Origin of the sequence: Psychrobacter sp. AOP7-A1-24 (assembly GCF_052376235.1) — a bacterium.
Lineage (GTDB): Bacteria > Pseudomonadota > Gammaproteobacteria > Pseudomonadales > Moraxellaceae > Psychrobacter.
On record NZ_JBQSVM010000005.1, the window covers coordinates 110,237 to 117,776 of the forward strand.

6 protein-coding genes are annotated in these 7,540 nt (G+C 43.8%); 4 read left to right on the top strand and 2 right to left on the bottom strand.

The window, feature by feature from the left end; translation table 11 throughout:
• The first annotated feature begins 98 nt into the window (after positions 1 to 98).
• From hutH to hutI, 3 genes are all read left to right on the top strand, one after another.
• Positions 99 to 1,661 (top strand): histidine ammonia-lyase, encoded by a 1,563-nt coding sequence (gene hutH, locus ACT3QQ_RS03410; RefSeq protein WP_444526918.1) that lies wholly within the window; start codon positions 99 to 101, stop codon positions 1,659 to 1,661.
• Positions 1,662 to 1,688: 27 nt separating this feature from the next.
• Positions 1,689 to 2,744: a formimidoylglutamase gene (hutG, locus tag ACT3QQ_RS03415; RefSeq protein WP_444526919.1), complete on the top strand. Its 1,056-nt coding sequence runs from the start codon at positions 1,689 to 1,691 to the stop codon at positions 2,742 to 2,744.
• Between the two features lie 71 nt (positions 2,745 to 2,815).
• Positions 2,816 to 4,132 carry an imidazolonepropionase gene (gene hutI, locus ACT3QQ_RS03420; RefSeq protein ID WP_444526924.1) on the top strand — a complete coding sequence of 439 codons (1,317 nt, stop codon included), beginning with the start codon at positions 2,816 to 2,818 and terminating at the stop codon, positions 4,130 to 4,132.
• Between the two features lie 87 nt (positions 4,133 to 4,219).
• Here hutI and ACT3QQ_RS03425 read toward each other — a convergent pair whose 3' ends face one another.
• Positions 4,220 to 4,801, bottom strand: a complete 582-nt coding sequence (locus tag ACT3QQ_RS03425; RefSeq protein ID WP_444526920.1) for a PepSY domain-containing protein — start codon at positions 4,799 to 4,801, stop codon at positions 4,220 to 4,222.
• 311 nt (positions 4,802 to 5,112) lie between these two features.
• Positions 5,113 to 6,459 carry an NADP-specific glutamate dehydrogenase gene (gene gdhA, locus ACT3QQ_RS03430; protein WP_444526921.1) on the bottom strand — a complete coding sequence of 449 codons (1,347 nt, stop codon included), beginning with the start codon at positions 6,457 to 6,459 and terminating at the stop codon, positions 5,113 to 5,115.
• A 632-nt stretch (positions 6,460 to 7,091) separates the two neighbouring features.
• Between gdhA and ACT3QQ_RS03435 the strand changes: the two genes are divergently transcribed.
• Positions 7,092 to 7,454, top strand: a complete 363-nt coding sequence (locus ACT3QQ_RS03435; protein WP_010201036.1) for a roadblock/LC7 domain-containing protein — start codon at positions 7,092 to 7,094, stop codon at positions 7,452 to 7,454.
• Positions 7,455 to 7,540 lie beyond the last annotated feature (86 nt).

A 7,540-nucleotide genomic window follows, 5' to 3' on the forward strand; every position in this document is an offset into this window, starting at 1 on the left:
TATCACGATCGCTAAAAACACTTAAAACACGCCATTTTAGTAAAGATATGAATTAAAAATAATATAGCCCCTATGGCTATGCAACTAGGATTATCCCTATGAACGATATCAAACCGTTAACCCTACACCCTCGCCAGCTTAGCTTTGCGATGCTGCGTGATATTTATAATCAGCCTGTCATATTGACACTGCCTGAGAGCGCTTACGAGGCAATAGATGCCTCGCACGAAGATGTACGAACCATCATTGCGCGAGACAAAAGCGCTTATGGTATCAATACTGGTTTTGGCCTATTGGCAAAAACGCGTATCAGTGATGACCAACTTGAGCTACTTCAGCGCAACCTGATCATTTCTCACTCAGTAGGCACTGGTGAAGCACTACCAGACGGCGTGGTGCGATTGATTATGGTCATGAAAGTTGCTAGCTTGGCTCAAGGTGTCTCTGGCGTACGTCGCGAAGTGGTAGACAGCTTACTTGGACTAATCAATAATCAAATCACCCCACATATCCCAGCCAAAGGATCTGTTGGCGCATCTGGTGATTTAGCGCCGTTATCACACATGACGCTTGCGATGATGGGCGAAGGCCATGTCTATGTCGACGGTAAAAAAGTACCTGCTGTTGACGCTCTAGCGCAGCATGGACTTGAGCCAATCACATTGGCAGCTAAAGAAGGCCTTGCACTTATTAATGGTACGCAAGTCTCAACCGCGCTCGCTTTGCGTGGCTATTTCTTAGCGCGTGATTTACTCGAAACCGCTACCATCGTTGGTTCATTATCGATTGATGCAGCAAAAGGTTCAGACTCCCCATTTGATGCGCGTATTCATGAAGTGCGTGGCCATCATGGTCAAATCGAAATCGCCAAAGCACACCGTCAGCTAATCAAAGGCAGTGCCATTCGTGCCTCACACGACGGCGAGCAAGACGACAGGGTTCAAGATCCTTACTGCTTACGCTGTCAGCCGCAGGTCATGGGTGCCTGTCTTGATATCATCAACCAAGCAGGGAAAACGTTACTCATCGAGTCCAACGCAGTGACTGACAACCCGCTTATCTTCAATAACGAAGACGGCCCAGTTGCCATATCAGGTGGTAACTTCCATGCTGAGCCAGTTGCCTTTGCTGCTGACATCTTGGCCTTGGCAATCGCCGAGATTGGTTCTATGTCTGAACGCCGTGTGGCCTTGCTTATCGATGCGACGCTATCGGGTGGATTACCGCCGTTCCTAGTGGATAACGCTGGAGTTAACTCAGGCTTTATGATTGCCCATGTGACCGCCGCCGCACTGGCCTCAGAAAACAAATCTATCGCTCATCCAGGCAGTGTCGATAGTATCCCGACTTCCGCCAACCAAGAAGACCACGTATCTATGGCAACCTATAGCGCCCGTCGTCTACATGAGATGGCACAAAATACCGCGACCATTGTTGGTATTGAGCTATTGGCTGCTAGTCAGGGCATCGACTTCCATCGCGGATTAGACACCTCAGAGCCGCTGACTATCGCCCACCAAAAACTACGTGAGCAAGTGACTTTTTATGACAAAGATCGTTATCTAGCCCCAGATATTGAAGCAGCTAAGCAGTTAGTATTAGACGGTACGCTTGCAGAACATTGGCAAGCACTACGCAGTGACTGGTATGAGTCTAAATAAAGATTGATTGATTAACGGAGAGCAGCGATGACGACAGCGATAACAGCAACGACTACCACACGCATTAGCCACACACCTGCTGATATGACTCAGTGGACAGGTCGTGCAGAGCCATTTGAGACTGTGCGTGCCCGCTATTGGTATCAGCTTGCTCAGCCCTATGAGAAACAACATATTGGGCTAATCGGCTTTGCCTGTGATCAAGGCGTCAGACGCAATCAAGGCCGCGTGGGTGCTAGACACGCCCCGCCATTAATTCGTCAAGCGTTTGCCACGCTGCCAGTCATCGCTGACTTGCAACAACGTTTTGATGGACAATTATCAACCTTATTGGGTGACGCTGGTGACATTCATTGTCACGACGATGATGATTTTGCCGACAGCACTCTTGAACAGGCACAAGTTAAATATGCTGATGAAGTCAGCATTATCATTAAGCAAGGTGGCTTACCCATCGGCATTGGCGGTGGTCATGCCATTGCTTATGGTAGCTTTTTGGGATTATGGCAGGCCTTAGGCAATACAAACGAAGCAAATATCAGCACAAACACAGTGCCTACTATCGGAATTATTAACTTTGATGCTCATCTTGATATTCGTCAGTCGGATGTTGCTACTTCTGGGACACCGTTTCGCCAGATTGCCGAACATCTTGATACGTATGAACAGCCTTTTTATTATTGCTGTATCGGCGTGAGTCGGTTTTCTAACACGGCGGCGCTGTTTGATCGCGCTGAGCAATTGGGCGTACAAGTCATTAGCGATGAGGACTGTCATTATAAGCCTTGGGACAAACTGGCTAAACAGGTTATAGACTTTATCAATCAGGTTGATGTGGTTTATCTGACCATTGATATGGATTGCTTGCCATCTAGTGTCGTTCCGGGGGTCAGCGCACCTGCCGCTTACGGCATTGAGATTGGGTTCGTTGAGCGCATGGTAAAAACCATCATGGCCACAGGTAAAGTAAAAATGTCTGACATTGCTGAGATTAATCCTACTTTCGATGTTGATGGTCGTAGCTGCAAAGTTGCTGCTCGACTACTAGCCACTATTGTGGGACAGCACTTACTTGTCGCTTAGATTTTACCCACAACGATCACTGACTTTACAATAATCAGGAGCATATTATGCATCCATCAAAAAACTCTGCATTGAAAAATACTACAGAACAGACACTAGATGAGCCTACTATAACGTCTTTTGATCACATTATTATTAATGCCAATATCGCGACCTTTTCAGAGCAATACGGTTTTGATATTTATGCCAATGATCAAGCTAATAGCATTCCATACGGTCAGCTGCACAATGCTGCCATCGGTATTGAAAACGGTAAAATTTCTTGGATCGGCACACAGGATCAGATCTCTGCTCATTTGTCTAAATATCAAGCTAGCCAAATCACAGATGTAGATGGTAAATGGATAACTCCGGGACTGATCGACTGCCATACGCATATTGTCTACGGTGGCAACCGTAGCAATGAATTCGAGGCGCGTTTGCAAGGCGCTAGCTATCAGGATATTGCAGCACAAGGTGGCGGTATTGTTGCGACAGTCGATGCTACACGCGCCGCCAGTATTGAATCGCTATTTGCACAAAGCGAAAAACGTCTACTCGCACTTATGAGAGAAGGTGTCACCAGTATCGAAATCAAGTCTGGTTATGGTTTGGACTTAGAAACTGAACGCAAAATGCTCACAGTTGCCCGCCAGCTGGGAGAAAAATACGACATTTATGTGAGCACCACTTATCTGGCTGCACATGCACTACCTCCTGAGTACAAGTCTCACGAGCAGGACCGCTCGGATGACTATATCGAGCAAGTCTGCGAATGGCTGCCGATTCTGCATGCAGAAGGCTTGGTCGATGCAGTCGATGGTTTCTGTGAAAATATTGCCTTTAGTAGCGAGCAAATCAGACGGGTCTTTGAAGTGGCGCGCTCATTAGATCTACCAGTCAAACTGCACTCTGAGCAATTATCTGATATAGGTGGCAGCGCTTTAGTTGCTGAATATAACGGACTATCAAGCGACCATCTGGAGCATTTATCGGAAGAAGATATCAAAAAAATGGCCGCTAGCAATACCGTTGCCGTGATACTGCCAGGGGCATTTTATACGCTACGTGACACCAAGTTGCCACCCATTGAGGCGCTACGTAAACACCAAGTACCCATGGCGCTTTCTACCGATTGTAATCCTGGCACTTCACCTCTCACCTCGCTTTTATTAACGATGAACATGGGCTGCACACTATTTTATTTGACCACTGAAGAGGTTTTATCTGGGGTTACGGTTCATGCAGCCCAAGCATTGGGGCTACCTAACAAAGGTAAAATAGAAGTCGGCTGTGATGCTGATTTAGTACTATGGGATATCGCTCGTCCTGCCGACTTGGCTTATCAGATGGGGCTAAACCCTATCCAAAGCGTTATGGTTCAAGGCACATGGCGCAAGACAGTGTAATCTTCCCACCTTGACTTATTACTAAAAAAGCCACTAGCTGACATGTTCAGCTGGTGGCTTTTCGTTTGGTTTATCTAGAGATCTTTACTAGCTCTTATACTTGTTGGCAAACGTCTCGCCTGTATTGGCATCCACATTAATACCGACGATCTCATTGCCTTTTAATAAGTCAACTTTATAATACAGAGGATGACCATCATAGTCGCGATCTGCTTCAAATTCGACCTCTAATACCATACCGCCTACGTCTTTTTCAGCGATACCTATCGCGCTCATCACATTTACTTTTGCACGGCTCTGTACGTTATAGTCGCTAATATCATCACGATCTAATTGCTCAGTATCCGTACTAACAACTGCTCCCGTAATAGCATCAACGATTACTTCGTAGCTATCGCTAGCCGTACTAAACTCTATTTCATATACGCCGTTTTCTGTTTCATCGTCGTCCTCATCATAATCGGCACCGATGAGCATACCTGATGCATTTTCGGTTGCAATCGTAATCGCTTGCTTTAGACCAACCTTGTTATCTTTTGCTGATGTGACTTCGGTAGATAGGTTTGTTTGAGCGGCTATCACAGTCGTGCTCATAGTACCCACTGTCAGCGCAACGATCAAACTCGCACCTAAAGTGTTCAACTTCATATTTTTAGACAGTTTTTCCATTGTCTTATCTCCTGCATTTGTGACTTACTTTATTCACCAAGTTGTTACGTTTCATTCATTAGTAGACTTTGGCTTCGTTATCCGTAGATATATGTTAGCTAGGTTTTCTACTCACTGTAGGATGGAAAAGTATCAAAGTGTAGTTACTTTGTTTGAGTACCCAATCTAGGTGCATTGCCGATAAAAATATTTATTTCCGATTAGCAATGGCTATTGTTTCGACAAATGTTTCGACAAAAAAATGCTGCGTGTGCCTAAAGAAAGCAAACGCAGTATCGACTATTTCAATAACTAGATGGTTGTAAGGAATGCTAGTTTAAAATACCAAATGCGACCAACGCGTCAGCCACACGTTTAAAACCAACCATATTGGCACCAGCCATATAATCAATATAACCGTTGTCAGTTTGACCATACTCTGCTGAAGCGTTTGCAGCACTATCATGGATATCTTTCATGATACCTTTTAAGCGCTCATCAACTTGCTCAAAGGTTTGATATTGACGGACAGAATTTTGAGACATTTCAAGCGCCGATACCGATACCCCGCCAGCATTGGCCGCTTTACCAGGTGCATAATGAACGCGGTTCAGACGAATATAGTCAATCGCTTCTGCAGTAAGCGGCATATTAGCGCCTTCGACCACATATTTGATACCATTTTCAACTAATAGCTTAGCGTCTGCTTCATCAACTTCGTTTTGAGTAGCACATGGAATCGCAATATCTGCCTCAAACTGCCAAGGTTTTTGTTTGGCAAACCACTCACCACCGTAGATGTCGACATACTCTGCTAGTGGTTTATGCTGTTGTTTTTGTTTTTTTAGCCAAGTTATTTTTTCTTGATTAAAACCTTTTTCATCATGCAAGACCCCTTGTGAGTCAGAGACAGTTATTGCCACACCACCAAGAGCATTCACTTTCTCGGCGGCATGCAATGAAACATTACCTGCTCCTGATATCAGCACTTTTTTACCTTTAATAACGTCATTTTGGGCGATGAGCATATTTTCTAAGAAATAGACCGCACCGTAGCCAGTCGCTTCTGTACGCATCAAGCTACCACCAAAGCCCACGCCTTTTCCTGTGATAACACCTGTAGATTCACGCGTTAAGTTCTTATACATCGCAAACATATAGCTGACTTCTCGACCGCCGACGCCGATGTCACCAGCAGGCACATCCATATCCTTGCTAACATAATGATGTAGCTCACGCATGAAAGCGTAGCAAAAACGACGAATCTCGCTATCTGTTTTACCTTTAGGGTCAAAGTCTGACCCACCTTTGCCGCCACCAATAGGCAAACCAGTTAGGGCGTTTTTAAATATTTGCTCAAAACCTAAGAACTTCAATACAGACTGATTGACAGTAGGATGAAATCTAAGACCTCCCTTATAAGGCCCTAAAGCATTGCAGAACTGCACACGCCAGCCACGATTCACTTGTACCGTGCCCTGATCATCTTCCCAATTAATCCGAAAACCAAATACCCGATCGGGCTCTACCAAACGCTCAAACACCTTTAATGTACTATACTCAGGATGCGCATCGTATAAAGGCTGAATGGTAACCGCCACCTCTTTTACTGCTTGAATAAATTCTGGCTGATGGGCGTAACGTGCTTCGACTTTTTGGATGGCTTCACTGATGCTCATATGTCTCTTCCTTAGAATAAAAGTGGTGGTAGTAATTATTGATAGTAACTATTTACATCGACGCCATAACGTATGCGAGTAGATAAGAGGACTATAAATGTTGATGTAAAACTGAAAACGCCCCTATACAAGATATGCATAGAGACTAATGGGATTAGAGTAGCTGACTAAATTTGTCTTTTTATAGCGGATTTAGAGGTGACAACATTTTTTATCTCATAAATATATATCATCTTTAATGCTTATAAGTCTAGTAAATATCTTCGTCATAAGCATCTATAAGCAATTTTTGTTGGCTAAATTTTAGCAGTTCCGTTTAATAGCAAAGGCGGACATTAATTGATAGTTACAAAAAAGTTTCTATTCGAAAATACAAAGTACTTTGATAAATTTCTAACCGTTCATCAACCAAACATTATAAAAAAACGGTTACCTGCCTTAAAAAATACGGTTAAGAGGTGGTTATTTGATGATAAAAGGCAAAAAAGTCCGAAAAATTTACTTTTAATTGAGTAAGTATATATCAATATTATTGGTAAGGAATTATAATACCTTTCTTAAAACAAGGATATTTTTGACTAACTTTGTTAGCTCATCAATAAAAAACCACACACCAGTACAGAGAAAGCGATATGCGTACAGATTCATTTCAGCAGATATTGGAAGACTTAAACAGTTCATCAGCAGATGTAGAAGCATCTGCCCTAATCTCTAACGATGGTCTTATGATTGCTTCAGCTCTACCAACCGGCGTGGATGAAGATCGCGTGGGTGCTATGTCAGCCGCATTATTGTCATTGGGCGACCGTGCAGGCCGCGAGTTGGCACGCGGTAGTATCGATCGCATTATGATTCAAGGCGAAAAAGGCTATGTCATTATGACCTCATCAGGTGATGAAGCCGTACTTACCATCATGGCAAAACCCAATGCCAAACTTGGCTTGATATTTCTAGATATTAAGCGCGCCTCAGAAGCGTTGGCAAAGCTCATTTGATTAGCGGTTAACGAGTGAGTTTAGGCTTTTTGATAAGTACTATATCTATTCGCTTGTTAATCCTTATGAATATTAATCATTATAAA

Bases quoted from the DNA above. Each gene is read 5' to 3' on its own strand.
- gdhA (WP_444526921.1), bottom strand. From the start codon at position 6,459: ATGAGCATCAGTGAAGCCATCCAAAAAGTCGAAGCACGTTACGCCCAT.
- hutG (WP_444526919.1), top strand. From the start codon at position 1,689: ATGACGACAGCGATAACAGCAACGACTACCACACGCATTAGCCACACA.
- hutH (WP_444526918.1), top strand. From the start codon at position 99: ATGAACGATATCAAACCGTTAACCCTACACCCTCGCCAGCTTAGCTTT.
- ACT3QQ_RS03435 (WP_010201036.1), top strand. From the start codon at position 7,092: ATGCGTACAGATTCATTTCAGCAGATATTGGAAGACTTAAACAGTTCA.
- ACT3QQ_RS03425 (WP_444526920.1), bottom strand. From the start codon at position 4,801: ATGGAAAAACTGTCTAAAAATATGAAGTTGAACACTTTAGGTGCGAGT.